This is a genomic window from Timaviella obliquedivisa GSE-PSE-MK23-08B, from assembly GCA_019358855.1.
Taxonomy (GTDB): domain Bacteria; phylum Cyanobacteriota; class Cyanobacteriia; order Elainellales; family Elainellaceae; genus Timaviella; species Timaviella obliquedivisa.
Genome location: JAHHII010000004.1, coordinates 362,390 through 382,187, shown reverse-complemented (window position 1 = coordinate 382,187; position 19,798 = coordinate 362,390). Strand labels below are relative to the sequence as shown.

The following is a 19,798-nucleotide window of genomic DNA, read 5'->3' as shown; positions in this document are numbered from 1 at the left end:
CATGCAATACAATTAAGGGGCGAATCAAACTGCATTCCTATTTTCCTAGCGCCCCCAAACTATGGTTGCTAACCAAAGCTATCCTTTCATTTCTCCGGATGAATATCTAGAAAAAGAAGCCACTAGTCTCGTTAAACACGAATATTTTGATGGCGATGTGTACGCGATGGCAGGGGCTTCTGATGCCCACGTGACTATTTCACTTAACTGCGCGTCTCTTCTACGAACTCACGTGCGGGGAAGCGGCTGTCGAGTATTTATGGCAGATATGAAGGCTCGGCTTAACAGGTCGAATCGTTTTTTGTATCCTGATGTGATGGTGACTTGCGACGATCGCGATCGCTCCATGACTCTCTTTAAATGCTATCCCTGTCTAATTATAGAAGTGTTGTCTGATTCTACAGAAGCCTTTGATCGAGGCGATAAGTTTGCCGACTATCAAGAAATGGAAACGTTAATAGAGTATGTTTTAATTAGCCAAACTAGACAACGGCTTGATTGTTTTCGGCGCAACGATGAAGGATTTTGGGTTTTACAGTCTTACAAGCTGGGTGACAAAGTTCATCTTAAGAGCGTGGACTTTTACACCACGATCGAAGAAATTTATGAGGATGTTGTGATTGGAGAGGCGATCGCTAACATTGAGTGAAAAAGTTTAATGCCTGCTCAGAAAAAGATTGCAGATTACTCGATATTAAAGATTTAGCGATTCCCCTCTCCACGCATCTAGTTAGTTAAACATCTCTCTAACGCTAGAGGAAAGTTTGCTTGTAGCCCTATAAATTGATTTGTACGGGATTACGTTAAGTGCCTGTAGGGTTTTCTTTTGTGCATATCGCACTCAATTTTTTGTCTCAAAATAGTCCTGTTTGTACAGTAATTCATCGTCCCTAAAATTAAGATCCATCGTCGCTGGGATAGATTTATGGCGCACAATTTCACACGATGAAAAAGCACTCAATGACTGGATGAAGCATAGAACTAAACCCCGTAAAGATAACTTGAGTAGTAATTTAAGTACACTAACAGGAGTGACCGATCGTGAATAATCTATTAACTCGTCCTTTGGCTGTGGTTACGGGTGCTTCTAGTGGTATTGGCTATGAGCTTGCTAAACAGTTTGCTCAGAATGGGTTTGATCTAGTTGTTACGTCTACGGGTTCCAGCATTGATGAGGTGGCTCAAGCATTGAGTGGGCTGGGTGCTAAAGTTCAAACTGTGCAGGCTGACCTGGCTACCTATGATGGAGTCGAGACGCTTTATAGCCAAATTCAGACGGTGGGACGACCTGTAGATGCGATCGCGATTAATGCAGGAGTTGGGGTTGGTGGTGAGTTTTCTAAAACCGACTTGCAAGCAGAACTCAATTTAATTGAGCTTAACATTGCCTCCACGGTTCATCTTGCCAAACGGGTCGTGAAAGATATGGTCGATCGCGGTGAAGGCAAGATTCTCTTCACATCATCGATCGCGTCTCAAACTCCTAGCCCCTTTCAGGCAGTTTATGCTGCCTCCAAAGCATTCGTTCATTCCTTCTCTGAGGCTATTCGTAACGAGTTGAAAGACACGGGTGTAACTGTGACTGCGCTCATGCCGGGTCCGACTGACACCAACTTTTTTGATCGTGCTGGTTTAGATGATACAAGATTAGGTGCGATGAAGAAAGACGACCCGGCTGAAGTTGCTAAACAGGGGTTTGAAGCCCTAATGTCAGGTAAAGACGGAATTTTAGCAGAATCTTTGATGACTAAAGTTCAGGGTGCTGTTAGCAAGGTTTTGCCCGACACGGTAAAGGCTGAAGCGAACCGCCTACTGAATGAGCCAGGATCAGGTAAGGAGTAGTCTAAGAGCGACCTCTCCCCAAACCCCTCTCCTAAAGGAAAGGGGCTTTGAAGGAGTTATGGTTTTATCTACTATGCTTTTTGACTAAAGGTACAATTTTTGATTTCTCGTTTCAGTAAGCAGGAAGTAGCACTAGCGCTATGCATATTCATCATCTAAATTGTGGCTGTATGTGTCCTGTTGGAGGTGCGCTCTTTGATGGTTTTAGTCAAGGGCTGACGGCTCGACTGGTTTGCCATTGTCTGTTGATTGAGACGAATCAGGGATTAGTTCTGGTTGACACTGGTTTTGGACTGCGGGATGTACAATCTCCTTACATGCGGCTTAGTCCATTCTTTGTACATTTTAATAACGTGCAATTCGATCGCAAATATACGGCGATCGCCCAAATTGAGGCACTTGGTTTTTCTAGAAATGACGTGCAGCATATTATCCTCACTCATCTCGATTTTGACCATGCAGGTGGTTTAGAGGATTTTCCTGAAGCAACGGTTCATGTCATGCAAACTGAAAAGGATGCCGCACAGAATCGGCATGGTTTTGTTACCAGTGGACGCTACCGCCCAAAACAATGGGATGAAGTTAAAAACTGGAAGTATTATGCCCCAGGAGGCGAACATTGGTTTGGCTTTGAAGCCGTTCGTGATTTGGAAGGCTTACCCCCGGAAATTCTTCTGATTCCGCTGAAAGGGCATACGAAGGGTCATGCAGGTGTGGCAATTGCAACTTCAGAAGGCTGGTTGTTAAATGCGGGAGATGCTTATTTTTATCGACACGAAATGGACGCAGAAAATCGTCACTGTACACCCGGACTAACGGCTTACCAGTGGCTGATGGAAGTAGACCGCGAGGCGCGGTTGCATAATCAAGATCGGCTTCATGCCTTAGCAAACGATCGCGTTCAAGAAGTCCGTTTATTTTGTAGTCATGACGCAATTGAGTTCAAAGCATTCACTGAGCAGAAGGTCAGCAATCATTTCTCTTAGTAACTTCTCTAAGCAAATGATGTCTTAACGTAGTAACATCTATAAGTTTTTGTTTTTAACGAGACTAATTAGCTCGCTAGAATCAAGCCCAAAATTGTTAGCACGATCGCCCCTAAAGCAATCCATACAAACCCATTATCCTTGGTTTCAACCTGGCTTAAGTCAACAGGCTCCGGAGCAGGCTTAGGACGTGGACGCGGAGCAGGAGGCAGATAGCCGGAAGCTCTTTTGTTCTTGCCGCTTGCTTCATCAAGCTTAGTCAGGTCAGGAATCTTAGTCATCCATTCTTCCCGCAGCTTGAGCTTAGGAGCTTTTAGAATGGCAATCATTCGGCGGCTTTGTTTGCGGACTTTGACATCAGGGTGGCTGCTTAGAGATTCGCAAAGGGCGATCGCTTCCATATTTTTATCTGCTGCCTGATAAGCAGTCACTAGCCAAATTTGCACTTCTCCGCCTAGCGACGAGTTGCGATCGGCAAAACTTACTGCCTTTTCTAGTGCTTCTATCGACTGGCGGTACAGCCCGCGTTCAAAAGCGTTTTGTCCAGTTTGAAACTGTTGGCGAACAAGTTCTAAGTTTTCTGTCATCATCAATAGTTCTTCTATCTATGCCACGATTTTGGTGCCAATTCCAGCATCATCAGTAAAAATTTCTAGCAGCAGCGCATTGGCAATGCGACCATCGATAATATGGGCTGCCCGAACGCCCTGGGCTAGCGATCGTACACAGCAACTCACCTTAGGAATCATACCGCCACCGACAATGCCAGAGTCAATCAATTTGCGGGCTTCACTGATATCCAACATTGTCATGATGGTAGAAGGATCATGATAGTCGCGTAAAATGCCAGGGGTATCGGTCAATAGAATGAGTTTTTCTGCCCCTAAAGCCGCCGCCAGTTCACCCGCTACCGTATCGGCATTAACATTGTACGATTGCCCAGTTCTATCGGCAGCAACACTAGAAATAACTGGAATATAGCCACTCTCTACCAGCAGTTTTACTAGCTCAACGTTAATGCTGCTCACTTCTCCCACAAAGCCAATGCCCTCTTGCCCTTCAGGACGCGCCATGATGATATTGGCATCTTTGCCACACAGCCCCACAGCCAAGCCGCCAGCCTGATTAATTAATGCCACAATTTCTTTATTGACTCGACCCACCAGCACCATTTCCACAACATCCATGGTGGCAGCATCGGTAACGCGCAAACCATTTTTGAATTGAGGCTCAATGCCCAATTTATCGAGCCAGGAATTAATTTCGGGGCCGCCACCGTGAACAATAACAGGACGTAAGCCAAAACTAGAAAGCAGCACTACATCTCGCAGTACGAGTTCTTTGAGGAGGCTATCTTTCATGGCTGCGCCGCCGTATTTAATAACGACCGTGCGCCCAGCAAATTGTTGAATGTATGGCAGGGCTTCGCCTAGAACTCGGACGCGAGTAGCATCGTTGATTTGAACTGGATTAGGGTCACATTTCATGGGGCGGATGGCAAATAATATCTTGGCAGTCTATCAATTTTGGGTGTATTCAACTGTGAATTCTGATGCAGACGGAGGACGCACTTCGGGCTTTAGAGATTTCTGAATTTCTTCTAAGACTCGGATTGCCAACTGTTGAGGCGATTCATCAGCCCCGACAATAATATGCACATCAGCTTGGGCATAGAGATGCTGGCGTTGTTCTAAAAGCGTCTGGAGTTTTTGCGAGAGGTCAACGCCTTGCAGGATAGGACGGGTGCTGTCACCTTGGAGGCGATCGCACAGTTGCTCTACTGATACATCCAGCCAGATGACAATGCCGTGGCGAAGATAGCTCCAGTTTTGGCGTTGTAGAACAATACCGCCGCCTGTGGCGATCGCCATTTGCTGATAAGCTGCTGCCTGTCCTAAAACCTGGGTTTCTAATTCTCGAAACGCCGCTTCTCCCGATGTTGCAAAGATTTCGGTTACAGGTTGCCCTGCTGCCGCCTCAATCACCGCATCAGTATCCAAAAACCGATAGCCTAACTCCTGCGCCAACAGCTTTCCTAGCGTCGATTTTCCAGCCCCCATCATACCAACTAAATAAAGATTGACTTTCTTGAAATCAAAGTTCATCCGGATCTATTCCCATACTTCTTAAACGTTCTGCTAATCGATCTGCCCGTTGTTTCTCCTGCTCTGCCCGTTGTTTTTCTTGCTCTGCCCGTTGTTTTTCTTGCTGAACGAGTTCTGCATGAATCGGTAGCAAAGTTCCATCCGGCAATGCCCACCGAATCCAATTGGACTCAATTTCTTCATAGCTGCCTTCCCATCTTCGCAGCACCAATCCTAGTTCTTGGCTCAACAACTGCCCAGAGGCATCGGGCTGAATGGGTTCATAAACGCCCTCTTGCAATCTAAAACCCGACCATTCGTAGAGAAACGGCTCAAATATAAAATACTCAGGAACCCGCAGTTTGTTTTGATAGGTTAGTTTTTTCTCTTCTCTATCATTTTCTGCGGTGCTGGGCGACATCAGTTCCACAATCACATTAGGGAGGCGATCGTTTTCTTGCCAAGCGATCCAGCTTTTACGCTCCCGTTGAGGTACATCAAGCACAACAAAAAAATCTGGCCCTTTAAAGTCTTTGTTACGAGCTTGATCAAGGCTGTAGTATACAAACATATTGCCCCCAATGAAGCAGTCGCGTCGACGCGGTAAGTACAATTGCAGCGGTTCAATGAGCAAGTGCATTTGAGACGCGTGGCGCGGAGTTTCCATTGGAATACCGTCATCATAAGGGAGGTCATCTTCGGTGAGAGCCGTGATGTCGGCAGGGGAAACTTCGATTCCGTAGTATTGGAACTCGGCGAGTAGGGCAGCTTCGATGTCGATCGGCATGGCTTCTCCTGAAATCATTAGATTTAGTTTATCCTGTGGCGCTATTCTGAGGAACTGGTGCGTCGCCAAAGCGCCCGCACTAAGCGAATCTCGTTGTAGTCATAGGTTTCGTCAAGCCGATCGCGGATTGCCCGCAGCGAGGCAGCTCCCGCTATTTCGATCGCTCCTTCAATGTGCGATCGTCGTTCTGCCGACACCAACCCTTCTAAATCAACCTCTTTTCCGGCTTCCACAAGTGATCCTAAGTGATCCATAACGGTACTTAAGCGCAAGCCCCGTTTCTCAGCAATTTCAGCGGGTCTATGCCCTCGTTGATAGAGTTCGAGGGTGAGGAAATGTGTCGCGTTGAGGGTGGTTTCACGGGGTGGCGGAGGTGGCGGCGCTACCCCTGCCGACCGCTGTAGAGGAATGCCCTGTTCTTCACAAAAAAGACGGATTTCGGTGATGAAGCGATCGCCATATTGCGCTAATTTGTGGCTTCCCACGCCAGAGATTTCGGAGAATTCTTCAATCGTTTGGGGTTGCTGTTGCGACATCAGCTTGAGGCTAGAGTCGGCAAAAACTACGTAGGGCGGCACTGATTGGGAGTCAGCGATCGACTTGCGCAGCGACCGGAGGCGATCGAACAATAGCTCGGCATTAGCACGACGGGCGCTGGAGATTTCTTCTTTGGCTTCGCTGACCTGGTTAGGCAGAGCCACTTCGACGGTACGCAGCTTCCGCATCACTTCCCAGCTTTGGGCATTAAGGCGTAAGACCGAGTAGCCATCGGTGGTTTCTTCTAGCAAGCCCTGGTGTAAAAGCGATCGCCCTAACACGCGCCAATCGTCGGCAGTGTGATTTTTGCCAATGCCGTAAGTAGAAAGCTCGTTGTGTCTATTTGCCAATACGCGCTTATCCTTGGAGCCGCGCAACACATCAATGATGTACTTCATGCCAAAGCGCTCTTTGCACCGAGCCACGCAGGATAGGAATTTTTGGGCTTCTAGTGTCCAATCTTCAGTCGGTTGGGGGCGAAGGCAGTTATCGCAGTTGCCGCAGTTGCCTTCAAAACGTTCACCAAAATAGCTGAGTTGAATGCTGCGGCGGCAATGGGTGCCCTCGGCATAGTCAATGACTTGGCGCAACTGCTGACGGGCAATTTGTTGTTCGTTAGGATCGGTTTTTTGCTCAATTAAATACTCGACGGTTTTAACATCGCCGTAGCTCAAAAACAGCAAACACTGCGAGGGTTCGCCATCCCGTCCGGCTCGTCCTGACTCCTGGTAATAGCCTTCTAAGTTTCGCGGCAAATCAAAATGAACGACAAAACGAACGTCAGGTTTATTAATGCCCATGCCAAATGCAACGGTAGCAACCATTACTCGAACATCATCTCGAATGAAGCGAGTTTGGTTTTGCGATCGCTCTTTGTCACCCAATCCAGCATGATAAGGTAACGCCTCAATGCCATCTTGCTGCAACCGATAGGTAATTTCGTCTACTTTTTTGCGGCTGAGGCAATACACAATTCCTGAGCCAGGCGTTTGCCGAATAATTTGGCGCAGATCTTCGTAAGAGCGTTTTTGTTTGGGGCGAACCTCGTAGTAAAGGTTCTGACGATTGAAGCTAGAAACATGGACGAGGGGCGATCGCAGTGCCAGTTGATTATGGATATCGAGCCGCACACGCTCGGTGGCGGTCGCCGTTAATGCCATCACGGGTACATCGGGATAGCGCTGACGAATCTCTTTAAGCTGGCGATACTCTGGGCGAAAATCATGCCCCCATTCCGATACACAATGCGCTTCGTCAATGGCAAAAGTCGAGATGCCAACTTTCTCTTTAACTTGATCTAAAAACTCTAAAAACTGTTCGCCAAATAGCCGCTCCGGTGCTACGTACAGCAGCTTGGTTTGACCGCTCAAAATGTCGCTCGCTCGTTGCCGCACCTCTGGCGAAGTGACCGTGCTATTGAGAAAAGTGGCGCTAATGCCATTATCTTGCAACGCTTGCACCTGATCTTGCATCAACGCAATTAATGGCGACACCACAATCATTAGTCCTGGCTTCAGCAGCGCCGGAAGCTGAAAACACATCGACTTGCCACCCCCCGTAGGCATAATTACCAGCAAATCCTGGTTCTCTAGCGCCGCCTCAATGATTTCTTTTTGCCCTAAACGGAAGCGATCGTAGCCAAAGAAATGCTTGAGCGATTGTTCTAGAGAATCAGCGGAAGTAGGGGGAATCAAGTTGGCGGTCATGGGTTAATCGGATGTGCTGCCCTCATTATGGTGCCTTAAAACGGGTCATTGTTAAATTACCTGTGGCATAATAATCATGCCGATTTTTCCACTGTGTTTTCAGGCACTTCAATTAAGATATCAATTTGATCACGGTGCAAATCACTTTCCAACTCAGGCTCATCACTTTCTAAGTTGTACGGCAGAACAATTGTCTCGGTAGATATAGGAAGTTTGGCAATGGTCATAAGTTGCAGGACTCATGCGGTTATCTTAAGTTTAACTTAGGGAGTTAGATGGCGATCGCTTAACCGAAATGGTACATCTATACTGAGTAAAAATCAATTAATGCGACAATCACTCTTTATTCTGCGGGTTGATTTGAAGACTGGGAAACCATTTGTAAGTTGTCTAAATACCTCGGAAATGATAGGGCGAAATTATCAAACACGTCTTGAAAAAACATTCTGGACAAGAGCGCGATCGCCCACTTTCATAAACTTAACAAAACATCTTGTGTTGTACCTTGAAACTGACACAAAATCTACAAGTGAAAATATATGGGAATGCCTTGTCAAGTGAACAGCATCGTAAAGCTAAATGGAACAGAATTTCCAACGATAATAGAAATCAATGCAGTTCACAAAGCTACAAAATCGGGCTATCGCATTTTCCCGATCGACGTGCCGCTTCAGCTTGTCGATGAGGCTTGGTGTGCCCATGCTGATGTGGTGATTACCCAGTTGCGTTGGGCTGGTCAACAAACGGTCCTGGAATTTCACATCCATCGCATCTATGACCAGCCCTTTGCCCTGAAATAATCGCCCCAAGCTAGTCAGATAGCTCAATATCCTTCTATCTCAACGTCAGGTTAAAAGTGCCATTGGTTGCTCCGCCCACCCCATCGGCAACCGTAAAGCCAAAGCTATCATTCGTTGCCAAATTACCAAAGAAAGTCTCAAAGGTGACGCCCACGATGCTAGTCCAAGCGACATTGGAGCCAGAAATTTGAGGAGAGAAGTCCTCGGTACTGTTGGTAGTGAGTTGAGTGGTGCTGCCGTTGAAAAAGAAAATTTCAGTGTCTGTGCCGCCATCGGTACCGCCACTGCCTTGCCAGACGACATTGGAGCCAGAAATTTGAGGGTCGAAGTCATTGGCGCTGTTGGTAGTGAGTTGAGTGGTGGTGCTGCCATTGAAAAAGAAAATCTCACGGTCTATGCCGCCATCGGTGCCGCCACTGCCATACCAGACGACATTGGAGCCAGAAATTTGAGGGTCGAAGTCATCGGCACTGTTGGTGGTCAGTTGAGTGATGGTGCTGCCGTTGAAAAAGAAAATTTCAGCGTCTGTGCCGCCATCGGTGCCGCCGCTGCCATACCAGACGACATTGGAGCCAGAAATTTGAGGAGAGAAGTCATTGGTACTATTGGTGGTCAGTTGAGTGGTGGTGGTGCCGTTGAAAAAGAAAATTTCAGCGTCTGTGCCGCCATCGGTGCCGCCGCTGCCCCTCCAGACGACATTAGAGCCAGAAATTTGAGGGTCGAAGTCATTGGTACTGTTAGTACTAAGTTGAGTGGTGGTGGTGCCGTTGAAAAAGAAAATTTCAGCGTCTGTGCCGCCATCGGTGCCGCCGCTGCCCCTCCAGACGACATTGGAGCCAGAAATTTGAGGATCGAAGTCAAAGGTATTGTTGGTAGTGAGTTGAGTGGTGGTGCTGCCGTTAAAAAAGAAAATTTCAGCGTCTGTGCCACCATCGGTGCCGCCACTGCCCCTCCAGACGACATTAGAGCCAGAAATTTGAGGAGAGAAGTCACCGGTACTGTTGGTGGTCAGTTGGGTGGTGGTGCTGCCGTTGAAAAAGAAAATTTCAGCGTCTGTGCCACCATCGGTGCCGCCGCTGCCTTGCCAGACGACATTGGAGCCAGAAATTTGAGGAGAGAAGTTATTGGTACTGTTGTTAGTCAGTCGTTGGGTGCGCCCTAGGCTGTTGTATACGAGGCGACCCGCATCAATATCGGCTTGGGTAAAGGTGCCTCCGGCTTTAAGGCGATCGCCATTAAGTTTCAGCAGACCTGCTTCTGGTAATTGAGTCAGGGTGTAGACCAGTTGGCTGGAATTTTGTTCGGCATCGGTGGCTTTTAGCAAGTTACCGTTGAAAATCGTGGGCGTTCCTTTGGTCAGTGACAGCGGAGCATTGATCGCTAACACAGGTGCAGTATTAGCTGCTGGAGTTGCGCCTGTGCCCGTTCCAGCATTGACAGGCACGCCAGACAATTGCAGACGGTATTTAGTTTGGTCTTGAGGGCTACCTAGAGTAATCTTTAAGAAGTATCTGCCTGCATCTAGGGTGGCGGCGATCGCTTCGTTCTTTTTCCCTTTCCGTTTTGATTGTAAAACTACTTGTCCTGAACCGTTCAGCAAGCTTAAATCTGCATTCGCTTTTAGTTTGCTCAATGTGGCTTGAACGCTGCTGCGACTAGAGAGATCAAGGCGTAACCAGTCAGCGCGATCGCGTCCACCAATGGCGTTTTTCAATACTTGGGGTTGCGCTGTAATGCTAACTAATGTGGCTTTCCGGCGATTATTTCCGAAGTCTTTCATGGTGAATGATCCTCACTAGGGCATTTAATATGGATTTTAGGTAATGAGCATTGCACCCTTGTATTCATTCTTTAGAAAAAGCATACGACGATATAGTTTTAATAGCAGGATGGAGCAGTTAAAACTTTACAACTTTTTTCCCTCTTTACTCGTTTCTAGCATGAGTCTTTGTTCGCTGGAAAGAATCAAAAAGTACTAAGCTGCGGATAAAATGATGAAGCTTTGTGAGACGTGACCGATTCTAAAACTATGACTGAACTGTTTCAAAGAGCGATCGCTCCCACAGGTCTGCAAGGGGTTGTCCCTCTCGCATGATTAAACCTGAAATCCACAACATTCTAGCGCCAATTCACTTTTGTAAACGGTACTGGCAATGAGTCACGACAATAATCAAAATACCTACACTTCTCTAGGAGTGGTGCAATACTATGCCCAGCTAAGCGCTCTACAGCCTGCCGAGGCAACCGTTCTTAATCTTCTTCAAACTCAATTAGGAAGCATGAAAATGCTAGATATTGGGGTTGGGGGCGGTCGAACCACTCAACATTTTTCTGAAGTCGTTGCAGAATACATAGGCATCGATTATTCGGCAACTATGATTGCAGCTTGCCAAAAAAGGTTTTCAGCCCCTTCTAATACGACTCAGTTCCGAGTCTGCGATGCTAGAGATATGAGCCAGTTTGAGGATAATTCTTTTGACTTTATTCTGTTTAGTTTTAATGGCATCGACTACATTTCCCATGCCGATCGCTTGCAGGTTTTTAAAGAAATCCAGAGAGTTGGAAAACCAGGTGGATACTTTTGTTTTTCAAGCCATAATCTAACAGGCTTTGAACAAGAATTTGACTTTAAGCAACAGTTCAGCGTTCACTTGCTTAAAACTTACGTCAATTTAATAATGACAGCTTTGCTACACGCTTTCAATTTTCCCATTAGTCTTAAACAGCTTAAAAGCTCAGCTTACTTAATCCTTAAAGATGAATCGCACAATTTTCGCCTGAAAACCTACTACATTAGACCTCAAGAACAGATCAGCCAACTCCAGTCGAATTTTAGTGCAGTAAAAGTGTATTCCTGGAAAAATGGCTTGGAAGTCCCAGCAGATCAAGTAGGCTGTCATTCTGATCTATGGTTGTATTATCTGTGCATGATCAAAAAAATGAGTCATACAGTCACTGATCACCGAAGTAGGGATTCAGTTTAGCAGTCGTTCATTTTGTCTAGTAAATCTACTTTGTAAGAAGTTACCTATTTTACCGCTTGAGCAATAAAGCTAGCTATCTCCAACTTGTTCGGGAAAAACGACAGCGACTATTCCAAATAACCGAACTAGGGTTTACTCAAGGGCACGTTAAATTGAATGCATGTCGTTAGACGATGAACTTAACTTAATTCAAAGGTGATTGTTATGGCTCTTATTCGTTGGCAACCGTTTCAAGAAATGGACTATTTACAACGCGATATGAACCGTTTGTTCGATCGCTTGGCTAGTACTGCAACCAATGGTGATATGGATCGGGCAGCATTCGTTCCTCCCGCAGAGCTTCAAGAAGAGCCTGATGCGATTCATTTGAGCTTAGAAGTGCCGGGAATGACTGCCGAAGACTTAGACATTAATGTGAGCGCTGATGCAGTTTCTATTAGTGGTGAGCGCAAGGAAGAAACTAAAACCGAAGAAAAAGGCATGACTCGTACTGAGTTTCGCTATGGTCGCTTCCAACGTGTGATCCCTCTTCCTGCACGCGTTCAAAACACTAACGTTCAAGCTAATTACAAAGATGGCATTCTAAAGCTCATGCTTCCAAAAGCTGAAGAAGAGAAAAACAAGGTTGTTAAAGTCAATCTTGGTTAGTAGTCCCTAAGCCTTAGCTAATCCATGAGCCTTGGCTAATTCCTAGAGGGGGCATTGACATCAGATGCCTCATCTACCCTCACTTGATCCTTAAGAATCGAGTGAGGGCTTTTTTGTAGGATTTCTCTTGAACGGCTTTTACTGAAATACTGCGAAGGGTGGACTCGATCCACTTGCAAGCCATGATAGTATCCATTGCGATGCTGATTTCGCTTTAACCGTTAAGAATGGGAGTCTCAAAAATATATGAAGAAGTTCGTTCAATCTTTGATTAACGGTGTGGCGATCGCGCTCATCGCCTCCATGGTGTTTACCGCATTCCCTGCCACCTCTAACGCCGCACTGGTGCAACTGCCACCTCTCCCTTATGATTACGCAGCGCTAGCACCGTCTATTGATGCAGAAACGATGCAGCTTCATCACGACAAGCATCACGCGACCTACGTCACCAATCTCAACGCAGCCTTAGAGAAATACCCAGCACTGCAAAAACAAAGCGTAGAGTCGTTGCTGCAAAACTTAGATCAGATTCCCGAAGACGTTCGCAAAACCATTCAAAATAATGGTGGCGGACATGTTAACCACTCAATGTTTTGGACAATTATGAAGCCTGACGGCGGTGGTAAGCCCACTGGGACTTTAGCAACTGCCATTCAAAGCACCTTTGGTAGTTATGAAGCTTTCCAGGAAAAGTTTAATCAGGCAGGTGCAAACCAGTTTGGTAGCGGTTGGGTGTGGCTGGTCATGAATCCTCAAAAACAGTTGCAGATCATCAGCACTGCCAATCAAGATAATCCATTAATGCAAGGTTTGTACCCCGTCATGGGCAATGATGTGTGGGAACACGCCTACTATCTTACCTATCGCAATCGGCGGGCAGATTATCTTAAAAGCTGGTGGAATGTGGTCAACTGGGCTGAGATTGAGAAGCGGTTTGTGAGTAGTGCGAGTTACTAAATCCCTAACTTTTCCAATACCGATCGCGTTGACACCACATGACGATCTAATCCTAGAGCTTTCGGCTCAATTCCTAACGCCAGCGCCACTAACTGGGGCAAATGCAGCACAGGCAACCCCAGCTTTTTGCCGACTACTTGCGCGACTTCGGGTTGTCGAGAGTCGAGGTTGAGGTGACAGAGGGGACAGGGCGTAACAATACAATCGGCTCCAGCGGCGATCGCTTCCTGAATGTGCCCACCTGCCATTTTGAACGATTGCTCGGTGGCATAGCTAGACAGAGGCCAGCCGCAACACTGAGTGCGCCCTCGATAATAGATAGGAGTTGCCCCGATCGCTCGGAAGACGTTTTCCATTGATTCGGGGGCATGGGGATCGTCGTAGGGCAGAGGCTGCGATCGCAAAAGGTAGCAGCCGTAGAAAGAGGCGCACTTTAAGCCGGAGAGCTTGCGGGTGACCTTTTGTTGAAGCGCTTCTAAGCCGTAGTCTCCAACCAATGCCCAAAGCAAATGTTTAACATCAGTGCTGCCTTTATAGGGAGAGCAACCTTCTTGCTTGAGCAGTCCGTTAACCTGTTCTAGATAAGCTGGGTTGTTTTGCTGGGCTGATTTAAGGCGATCGTCTACGTGCCCAATCACGCCTTGACAAGTGCTGCAATGGGTGAGGAGAGGCAGATTGAGCGATTCGGCTAGGGCAATGTTGCGGGCATTCACGGTATCCTCTAAAAGCTGGGAGTCTTCTTTGAAGGTGCCAGAACCACAGCAGGAGGCTTTTTTAAGTTCGACGAGTTCAATACCCAGGGCTTGGGTCAGGGCTTGGGTAGAAAGGTAGAGTTCGCGGCAGGCTCCCTGAGCGACGCAGCCGGGAAAATAGGCGTATCGTAAGGTCATGGTTTAGGCTGACAATTGACTGGGCTATGTATATGATGCATTCATGTAGGGGGGAGTGAGGGAAAATCTTTTTTGATCTTCACTTTTTATCGTTCATGCTTTCTCAAGTTTTTTATTTAATTCGCTCTAAGGCAGATGGTCAGTATTTGGTCGCTCGGACTAAAGCTGAACCGAAGCAGGATAATGACCGGACAGGTGATACAAAGCCTGCTGACGCACGGGCTGTTGATGCAAAGTACCTGTTGGTATTTAAAGAGCATTATGATGCGCTGAGCTATATCAATACCCATGGAGCGGATGTAGCAGATCGGTTTGCAGTGGAGTCGATCGCGGGGACGCAGCTAGGAAATTTGTTAAAGCGATGGGGATTTATGGGGATGGGGATGGTGCAAGATCCGCTGTTGCCGCGTATTGAATTTTTACAGCACGAGTGAACGAATGCACGATAAAATACACAGTCGCAAGACCTATTTTATCTATCTTCACTTAAACCTATGACGAACTACCGGATTACGCTTCTTCCTGGCGATGGCATTGGTCCCGAAATTTTGGACGTGGCGGTGGCAGTGCTGAACCGGGTCGGGGAAAAGCTGGGGTTGCAGTTTGAGTTTAAGACGGCGCTGATGGGCGGAGCCGCGATCGATGCAACAGGCGTTCCGTTACCCGATGAGACGCTAGAGATTTGCCGTAGCAGTGATGCAGTTTTGTTGGCGGCGATCGGGGGCTATAAGTGGGATACGTTGCCCAATAGTTTGCGTCCAGAGCGAGGGCTTTTGGGCTTACGCGCCGGGCTAGGACTGTTTGCCAACTTGCGTCCGGCAAGTATTTTGCCCCAGTTAATTGATGCCTCTTCGCTAAAGCGTGAGGTGGTGGAAGGCGTAGATATTATGGTGGTGCGGGAGTTGACAGGGGGAATTTACTTCGGTCAGCCTAGAGGCATTTTTGAGACAGAAACTGGAGAAAAGCGCGGAGTGAATACGATGGTGTATTCCGAAAGCGAAATTGAGCGAATTGGGCGAGTGGCATTTGAGGCAGCGCGGAAACGGAGCGGGCGGCTCTGTTCAGTCGATAAATCGAATGTGCTGGAGGTTTCGCAATTGTGGCGCGATCGCATTACCCAACTTTCGGCAGAATACCCCGACGTAGAGCTTTCCCATTTGTACGTCGATAACGCTGCGATGCAGCTTCTCCGCGCCCCCAAGCAGTTTGACACCATCGTGACGGGCAATTTGTTTGGAGATATTCTTTCCGATGCCGCCGCCATGCTGACGGGCAGCATTGGCATGTTACCTTCAGCAAGCTTAGGAGCAGCAGGCACTCCAGGCGTGTTTGAACCCGTCCATGGTTCTGCCCCAGATATTGCCGGACAAGATAAAGCCAACCCGATCGCCCAAGTCCTGAGTGCAGCCATGATGTTGCGCTATGGGCTGAACGAACCTGCCGCTGCTGATGTCATGGAACAGGCAGTCCAGACTGTGCTGGATGCGGGCTATCGGACAGGAGATATTATGTCGGTGGGGATGAAGCCAGTGGGCTGTCAGGCAATGGGCGAGGCGTTGCTGGCGGCACTGTAGGCAGGCGTTATGCAGGCGTTAGGGCTGTATGTAGCAACCGCTCACCAACCTTTCGTAAAGAATTGTTATATTCCCATAACGATCTTGCTGCGATCGCAGAAATCTACTAGAGTCTAGCAGTACGAAAATTGGATTCCATCAATGGTATATGCTCCGCTCAAAGAACCGCAGCCTACTAGCCCTGTAGAACCCATGGATTTTTCTGATCTGCTCGATCCGGCTATCCTGCAAACTGCACGGCAAATCTACCGCACCTACTACGAAGTGCATCCTGAAGAAATTCAGCGCCCACTGGGTGTAGCGATCGATCGCAGTACCCATCGCGGCAAGCTGATTTTTACAGGCAAACCTGTTCTGTTGCCTCGTGAATGCTTTGTGCCCCTTAACCAAATTGAGTCTGAATTGAGCTAGGTAAAAACTAATTTATTTTCTCAGTTCAGGCGCGTCATGTCTCTACTTTCTGCCGTTACTTACGAAGATATTCAATCGGCTGCGACCCGTCTGAAGGAGCAAGCAATCTTAACTCCTGTGCTCACCTCTCGGACGGTGGACGATCGCACTCAAAGCCAAGTCTTTTTCAAATGCGAAAATTTTCAACGCACAGGCTCCTTCAAGTTCCGAGGAGCCTATAACGCTCTGGCTCAACTCTCTGCTGAACAAAGACAGCGGGGAGTCGTGGCTTATTCATCGGGCAATCATGCTCAGGGAATGGCGTTGGCAGGGAAGCTCTTGGGCATTCCTACCACGATTGTCATGCCGAAAGATGCACCAGCGGTCAAACTAGCGGCAACGCAGGGCTATGGGGCTGAGGTCGTGCTGTACGATCGCGCCGAGTCGGCACGAGAAGATCTGTGTCAAAAAATTGCTGCGGAACGGGGCGCAATGATTGTGCCGCCGTTTAATCATCCCCACATTATTGCGGGGCAAGGTACAGCGGCAAAGGAACTAATTGAAGCGGTGGGCGAACTGGATGTGCTGCTGGTGTGCTGTGGCGGCGGCGGCTTGTTGTCGGGCTGTGCGATCGCTGCTCATACGCTTTCGCCTCAATGCCGAATCATTGGCGTAGAACCTGAAAAAGGTGATGATGCCACGCGATCGTTCCATACCAAAACCCTTCAGACGATTGGAAATCCTGACACGATCGCCGACGGTGCCCGGACTGCCAGCCTCGGTACACTGACGTTTCCTCTCGTTCTGCACTATGTTCATGACATGGTGACAGTTTCGGATGAAGCGTTGCTACGGACGATGTTTTTCTTGTGGGAACGAATGAAAATAGTGGTAGAACCCACCGGCGTATTGGCAGCAACAGCTTTACTAGAAGGCATCGTGATTGCCCCAGGGCAACGAGTGGGGGTAATTATTAGCGGTGGAAATGTCGATTTAGGAAAGTATTTGCGCTAACTGAGATCTGGCATCCATCTCAACTATCATTCCAGCGACCCACCCGTGCTTTAGCCACGGGACGGATATCTGCGAGTAGGGCAAGATCTCAGTTTACCCTCATCTCTTGGTTTGGCAGTATCTAATTCTTCAAGGAACCGCCCCGCGATCGCACTGTATCGAGTCATATTCGTATTGTATCGAGTCACATTCGCATCGTATCGAGTCACAGTCGCACTGTATCGAGTCATATTCGCATTGTATCGAGTCACAGTCGCATTGCATCGGCTGACAATCGTAATCGTTAGCAGGACAATGGCAATGGATCGAATTGCAATCCGATTGTATGGGGTTGCAATGGCATTGTTAGGACGCGCAATTGGAAAGTTGAGCGCTCACACATGACACACGAGAGAGCGACCCTTGCGGTATCTGCAATGCAGCGCGCCCCCGCCCCTGTCACTCTGTCCTACCGCACTAAGGCATTGCTAAATCAAAATATAAATCCTTCAAAGTCCCTTTCCTTTAGGAGAGGGATTTAGGGAGAGGTCTGTCTCGCTACGTTGTCGAAACCTAACCCCTAGCCCCTTCCCTGCGAGGGCAGGGGAACATGATTTTCATATCGCAATTCAGCAGCGCCAACACTTATGTACTTGCTACTGGCGAACGGTGGCAGGCTTCTGAGCGTTCCATTCACTTGCCAACAGGCTGTATACGACTAAATCGAGAAAGCGATCGTACATCCAAATTGACTGCCGCAACACTCCGTCTTGCTGAAATCCCAATCGTTCAGGAATGGCACGGCTCTTAAAGTTTTCAGCGGCTACATAAATCACGATGCGGTGCAGGTTTAATTCATCAAAGCCATAGCGCATTAAGCCATTGCAAGCCCGTGTCATAATGCCCTTTCCTTGCAGCGGTGCCACTAACCAATAGCCAATTGAACTCTTGCGATCGCTCCAATTCACTTCATGCAAATCAATACAGCCGCATAACTCCCGGCGATACCAAATTCCGCAAGTCACTCCATTATTGTTTGCAAACCGTTGCAGCGATCGCCCAACAAACAATTCCGTATCAGCGATCGTTTTCGTTCCATCTACCCAGTTCAACCACTCTCTGAGGTAAACCCGATTTTGATCAACTAGAGTAAACAATTGCTGGGAATAGTGATGTTGAAGTAAGCCTAATTCCACCTCATCATCAACTTTATAAAGAAACATTTTCGTCTTCCTTAAATACAAGCAACTCCGGTTCAGTAATCCGACCTCAGCACTTTGGCAGCAAATCAGGCAGTATCGAAATATCTACAATGCTCCCATCGACTAATTCCATTCGGTAAGACGGGTTTTGCATCTGCAATTTTTCCAAGTTTTGAATTGTTAGTGAGAACATCAGTAAACTTCCTGAGAGCATTGCTGCCATTTTATCAGCCCTATTAGAGTCATCTTTCTCAGTTTTCTCATTTATTTGTCTGGATTTTCTCAGCTAATCATTAAGTGTTCCTCAGAGAATCTCTAGGACAAAAGCCTACTATCGGAATGTCAAAAGACATTGCGGCTTACTCACCATCTCTACTCACCCATAAGGCACAAAAGACATGAACTTCAAAATCATTGGCTTAGTCACAGGTTTAGTGTTAGCAGCCGCTACCCTCGCAAGCTGCTCCAGCAACGTACCGACTAGCACCCAATCCGCCCCCAGCAGCCCTGCATCTGGTGCGGCTCCAAGTGACGCGATGCAAGGCGACGCAATGAAGAATGATGCGATGAAGGGTGACGCGATGCAAGGCGACGCGATGAAGAATGATGCGATGAAGGGTGACGCGATGCAAGGCGACGCGATGAAGAATGATGCGATGAAGAATGATGCGATGAAGGGTGACGCAATGAAGGGTGATGCAATGAAGGGTGACGCAATGAAGAATGATGCCATGAAGAATGATGCGATGCAAGGCGACGCAATGAAGGGTGATGCTATGTCTCCCAGCCCAGCAACTAACCCTTAGGAAATCAAAAAAGATGGCAAGTCTTCAACGACGACAATTACTCAGGTATTTGGGGTTGGGATTGCTAGGAGCCAGTACTGCAACATTGGCTCCTAGTTGCCAAAAAATATCTACATCTACCACTCCTGCATCCACCACTCCTGCCCTAGCTTCTAGCCCAGTGCCTAAGGAAGGAAGAACCTTACCTGAATTTCAGGGCATTAGTGAGTGGCTGAATGGTTCGCCCTTAACGGTTGCTGATCTGGATGGTAGCGTTGTGCTCATTCAGTTTTGGACGTTTGCTTGCATCAACTGTCAACGAACGTTGCCTTACATCGTTCAATGGCATCAGCAATATGCTGCTCAGGGGTTGAAAGTAGTGGGTATTCACACGCCAGAGTTTGCCTTTGAGCGAGAACCCCGCAATGTTCAAAAGGCATTGCAACAATACCAGATTACTTATCCTGTGCCCTTAGATAACGACTTCAAAACCTGGAAAGCTTACGACAATGGCTACTGGCCCCAGCTTTATTTAGCCGATCGCCAAGGTACAGTACGCTATGACCACATTGGCGAAGGAGCCTATGACGAAACTGAGAAAACCATTCGTCAGCTTCTTCAGGAAGGCTAATT

General features: G+C 47.6%; 23 protein-coding genes. 13 read left to right on the top strand and 10 right to left on the bottom strand.

The window, feature by feature from the left end; genetic code table 11:
* Positions 1-61 precede the first annotated feature (61 nt).
* The 3 genes from KME11_10200 (at position 62) to KME11_10190 (ending at position 2,828) form a co-directional block, all read left to right on the top strand.
* Positions 62-649, top strand: coding sequence for a Uma2 family endonuclease (locus tag KME11_10200; protein ID MBW4515585.1), 588 nt, complete (start codon positions 62-64; stop codon positions 647-649).
* A 389-nt stretch (positions 650-1,038) separates the two neighbouring features.
* Positions 1,039-1,842 (top strand): SDR family NAD(P)-dependent oxidoreductase, encoded by an 804-nt coding sequence (locus tag KME11_10195; GenBank protein ID MBW4515584.1) that lies wholly within the window; start codon positions 1,039-1,041, stop codon positions 1,840-1,842.
* Positions 1,843-1,982: 140 nt separating this feature from the next.
* A complete protein-coding gene (locus KME11_10190; GenBank protein MBW4515583.1) occupies positions 1,983-2,828 on the top strand; it encodes an MBL fold metallo-hydrolase in 846 nt (281 codons plus the stop codon).
* Between the two features lie 68 nt (positions 2,829-2,896).
* On the opposite strand, the gene KME11_10185 is transcribed toward KME11_10190, so the two are convergent.
* The 6 genes from KME11_10185 to KME11_10160 all read right to left on the bottom strand — a co-directional run bounded on the left by KME11_10185 (position 2,897) and on the right by KME11_10160 (position 8,169).
* Positions 2,897-3,415, bottom strand: a complete 519-nt coding sequence (locus KME11_10185; GenBank protein MBW4515582.1) for a hypothetical protein — start codon at positions 3,413-3,415, stop codon at positions 2,897-2,899.
* Between the two features lie 18 nt (positions 3,416-3,433).
* A complete protein-coding gene (argB, locus tag KME11_10180; protein ID MBW4515581.1) occupies positions 3,434-4,315 on the bottom strand; it encodes an acetylglutamate kinase in 882 nt (293 codons plus the stop codon).
* Positions 4,316-4,348: 33 nt separating this feature from the next.
* A complete protein-coding gene (locus KME11_10175) occupies positions 4,349-4,933 on the bottom strand; it encodes a shikimate kinase (GenBank protein MBW4515580.1) in 585 nt (194 codons plus the stop codon).
* The gene (locus tag KME11_10170; protein ID MBW4515579.1) at positions 4,923-5,699 is read right to left on the bottom strand and encodes a Uma2 family endonuclease; all 777 of its coding nucleotides are present in this window, start codon (positions 5,697-5,699) and stop codon (positions 4,923-4,925) included. The genes KME11_10175 and KME11_10170 overlap by 11 nt, the downstream gene beginning before the upstream one ends.
* Positions 5,700-5,740: 41 nt before the next feature.
* Positions 5,741-7,942 (bottom strand): DNA helicase RecQ, encoded by a 2,202-nt coding sequence (gene recQ, locus KME11_10165; GenBank protein MBW4515578.1) that lies wholly within the window; start codon positions 7,940-7,942, stop codon positions 5,741-5,743.
* A 74-nt stretch (positions 7,943-8,016) separates the two neighbouring features.
* Positions 8,017-8,169, bottom strand: coding sequence for a hypothetical protein (locus tag KME11_10160; protein ID MBW4515577.1), 153 nt, complete (start codon positions 8,167-8,169; stop codon positions 8,017-8,019).
* Between the two features lie 312 nt (positions 8,170-8,481).
* On the opposite strand from KME11_10160, the gene KME11_10155 reads away from it, so the two are divergent.
* Positions 8,482-8,742: a DUF2584 domain-containing protein gene (locus KME11_10155; GenBank protein MBW4515576.1), complete on the top strand. Its 261-nt coding sequence runs from the start codon at positions 8,482-8,484 to the stop codon at positions 8,740-8,742.
* Positions 8,743-8,776: 34 nt separating this feature from the next.
* On the opposite strand, the gene KME11_10150 is transcribed toward KME11_10155, so the two are convergent.
* A complete protein-coding gene (locus KME11_10150) occupies positions 8,777-10,522 on the bottom strand; it encodes a T9SS type A sorting domain-containing protein (protein ID MBW4515575.1) in 1,746 nt (581 codons plus the stop codon).
* 373 nt (positions 10,523-10,895) lie between these two features.
* Between KME11_10150 and KME11_10145 the strand changes: the two genes are divergently transcribed.
* The 3 genes from KME11_10145 (at position 10,896) to KME11_10135 (ending at position 13,331) form a co-directional block, all read left to right on the top strand.
* Entirely contained in the window at positions 10,896-11,726 is an 831-nt protein-coding gene (locus KME11_10145; GenBank protein ID MBW4515574.1) for a class I SAM-dependent methyltransferase, read from the top strand.
* 204 nt (positions 11,727-11,930) lie between these two features.
* Positions 11,931-12,374 (top strand): Hsp20/alpha crystallin family protein, encoded by a 444-nt coding sequence (locus tag KME11_10140; protein MBW4515573.1) that lies wholly within the window; start codon positions 11,931-11,933, stop codon positions 12,372-12,374.
* 303 nt (positions 12,375-12,677) lie between these two features.
* A complete protein-coding gene (locus tag KME11_10135) occupies positions 12,678-13,331 on the top strand; it encodes a superoxide dismutase (protein MBW4515572.1) in 654 nt (217 codons plus the stop codon).
* Here the strand turns inward: KME11_10135 and KME11_10130 are convergent.
* A complete protein-coding gene (locus KME11_10130) occupies positions 13,328-14,221 on the bottom strand; it encodes a CoB--CoM heterodisulfide reductase iron-sulfur subunit B family protein (protein MBW4515571.1) in 894 nt (297 codons plus the stop codon). The genes KME11_10135 and KME11_10130 overlap by 4 nt on opposite strands.
* 95 nt (positions 14,222-14,316) lie before the next feature.
* Here KME11_10130 and KME11_10125 point away from each other — a divergent pair, with 95 nt between their 5' ends.
* The 4 genes from KME11_10125 (at position 14,317) to KME11_10110 (ending at position 17,199) form a co-directional block, all read left to right on the top strand.
* Positions 14,317-14,655 carry a hypothetical protein gene (locus KME11_10125; protein MBW4515570.1) on the top strand — a complete coding sequence of 113 codons (339 nt, stop codon included), beginning with the start codon at positions 14,317-14,319 and terminating at the stop codon, positions 14,653-14,655.
* A gap of 60 nt (positions 14,656-14,715) precedes the next feature.
* Complete coding sequence (gene leuB, locus KME11_10120; protein ID MBW4515569.1) at positions 14,716-15,795, top strand: 3-isopropylmalate dehydrogenase; 1,080 nt, start codon at positions 14,716-14,718, stop codon at positions 15,793-15,795.
* Between the two features lie 192 nt (positions 15,796-15,987).
* Positions 15,988-16,206, top strand: coding sequence for a hypothetical protein (locus tag KME11_10115; protein MBW4515568.1), 219 nt, complete (start codon positions 15,988-15,990; stop codon positions 16,204-16,206).
* A gap of 36 nt (positions 16,207-16,242) precedes the next feature.
* On the top strand, positions 16,243-17,199 hold the full coding sequence (locus KME11_10110) for a threo-3-hydroxy-L-aspartate ammonia-lyase (protein ID MBW4515567.1): 957 nt from the start codon (positions 16,243-16,245) through the stop codon (positions 17,197-17,199).
* 50 nt (positions 17,200-17,249) lie between these two features.
* Here KME11_10110 and KME11_10105 read toward each other — a convergent pair whose 3' ends face one another.
* Together KME11_10105 and KME11_10100 are read right to left on the bottom strand one after the other, a co-directional pair.
* Entirely contained in the window at positions 17,250-17,429 is a 180-nt protein-coding gene (locus tag KME11_10105; GenBank protein ID MBW4515566.1) for a hypothetical protein, read from the bottom strand.
* 405 nt (positions 17,430-17,834) lie between these two features.
* A complete protein-coding gene (locus KME11_10100; GenBank protein ID MBW4515565.1) occupies positions 17,835-18,401 on the bottom strand; it encodes a GNAT family N-acetyltransferase in 567 nt (188 codons plus the stop codon).
* A 377-nt stretch (positions 18,402-18,778) separates the two neighbouring features.
* On the opposite strand from KME11_10100, the gene KME11_10095 reads away from it, so the two are divergent.
* Both KME11_10095 and KME11_10090 read left to right on the top strand, forming a co-directional pair.
* Positions 18,779-19,186, top strand: coding sequence for a pentapeptide MXKDX repeat protein (locus tag KME11_10095; protein ID MBW4515564.1), 408 nt, complete (start codon positions 18,779-18,781; stop codon positions 19,184-19,186).
* A gap of 13 nt (positions 19,187-19,199) precedes the next feature.
* Positions 19,200-19,796, top strand: coding sequence for a thioredoxin family protein (locus tag KME11_10090; protein ID MBW4515563.1), 597 nt, complete (start codon positions 19,200-19,202; stop codon positions 19,794-19,796).
* Positions 19,797-19,798: the final 2 nt, after the last annotated feature.

Bases quoted from the DNA above. Each gene is read 5' to 3' on its own strand.
- KME11_10200 (MBW4515585.1), top strand. From the start codon at position 62: ATGGTTGCTAACCAAAGCTATCCTTTCATTTCTCCGGATGAATATCTA.
- KME11_10190 (MBW4515583.1), top strand. From the start codon at position 1,983: ATGCATATTCATCATCTAAATTGTGGCTGTATGTGTCCTGTTGGAGGT.
- KME11_10185 (MBW4515582.1), bottom strand. From the start codon at position 3,415: ATGACAGAAAACTTAGAACTTGTTCGCCAACAGTTTCAAACTGGACAA.
- argB (MBW4515581.1), bottom strand. From the start codon at position 4,315: ATGAAATGTGACCCTAATCCAGTTCAAATCAACGATGCTACTCGCGTC.
- KME11_10175 (MBW4515580.1), bottom strand. From the start codon at position 4,933: ATGAACTTTGATTTCAAGAAAGTCAATCTTTATTTAGTTGGTATGATG.
- KME11_10170 (MBW4515579.1), bottom strand. From the start codon at position 5,699: ATGCCGATCGACATCGAAGCTGCCCTACTCGCCGAGTTCCAATACTAC.
- recQ (MBW4515578.1), bottom strand. From the start codon at position 7,942: ATGACCGCCAACTTGATTCCCCCTACTTCCGCTGATTCTCTAGAACAA.
- KME11_10160 (MBW4515577.1), bottom strand. From the start codon at position 8,169: ATGACCATTGCCAAACTTCCTATATCTACCGAGACAATTGTTCTGCCG.
- KME11_10155 (MBW4515576.1), top strand. From the start codon at position 8,482: ATGGGAATGCCTTGTCAAGTGAACAGCATCGTAAAGCTAAATGGAACA.
- KME11_10150 (MBW4515575.1), bottom strand. From the start codon at position 10,522: ATGAAAGACTTCGGAAATAATCGCCGGAAAGCCACATTAGTTAGCATT.
- KME11_10145 (MBW4515574.1), top strand. From the start codon at position 10,896: ATGAGTCACGACAATAATCAAAATACCTACACTTCTCTAGGAGTGGTG.
- KME11_10140 (MBW4515573.1), top strand. From the start codon at position 11,931: ATGGCTCTTATTCGTTGGCAACCGTTTCAAGAAATGGACTATTTACAA.
- KME11_10135 (MBW4515572.1), top strand. From the start codon at position 12,678: ATGGTGTTTACCGCATTCCCTGCCACCTCTAACGCCGCACTGGTGCAA.
- KME11_10130 (MBW4515571.1), bottom strand. From the start codon at position 14,221: ATGACCTTACGATACGCCTATTTTCCCGGCTGCGTCGCTCAGGGAGCC.
- KME11_10125 (MBW4515570.1), top strand. From the start codon at position 14,317: ATGCTTTCTCAAGTTTTTTATTTAATTCGCTCTAAGGCAGATGGTCAG.
- leuB (MBW4515569.1), top strand. From the start codon at position 14,716: ATGACGAACTACCGGATTACGCTTCTTCCTGGCGATGGCATTGGTCCC.
- KME11_10115 (MBW4515568.1), top strand. From the start codon at position 15,988: ATGGATTTTTCTGATCTGCTCGATCCGGCTATCCTGCAAACTGCACGG.
- KME11_10110 (MBW4515567.1), top strand. From the start codon at position 16,243: ATGTCTCTACTTTCTGCCGTTACTTACGAAGATATTCAATCGGCTGCG.
- KME11_10105 (MBW4515566.1), bottom strand. From the start codon at position 17,429: ATGACTCGATACAGTGCGACTGTGACTCGATACGATGCGAATGTGACT.
- KME11_10100 (MBW4515565.1), bottom strand. From the start codon at position 18,401: ATGTTTCTTTATAAAGTTGATGATGAGGTGGAATTAGGCTTACTTCAA.
- KME11_10095 (MBW4515564.1), top strand. From the start codon at position 18,779: ATGAACTTCAAAATCATTGGCTTAGTCACAGGTTTAGTGTTAGCAGCC.
- KME11_10090 (MBW4515563.1), top strand. From the start codon at position 19,200: ATGGCAAGTCTTCAACGACGACAATTACTCAGGTATTTGGGGTTGGGA.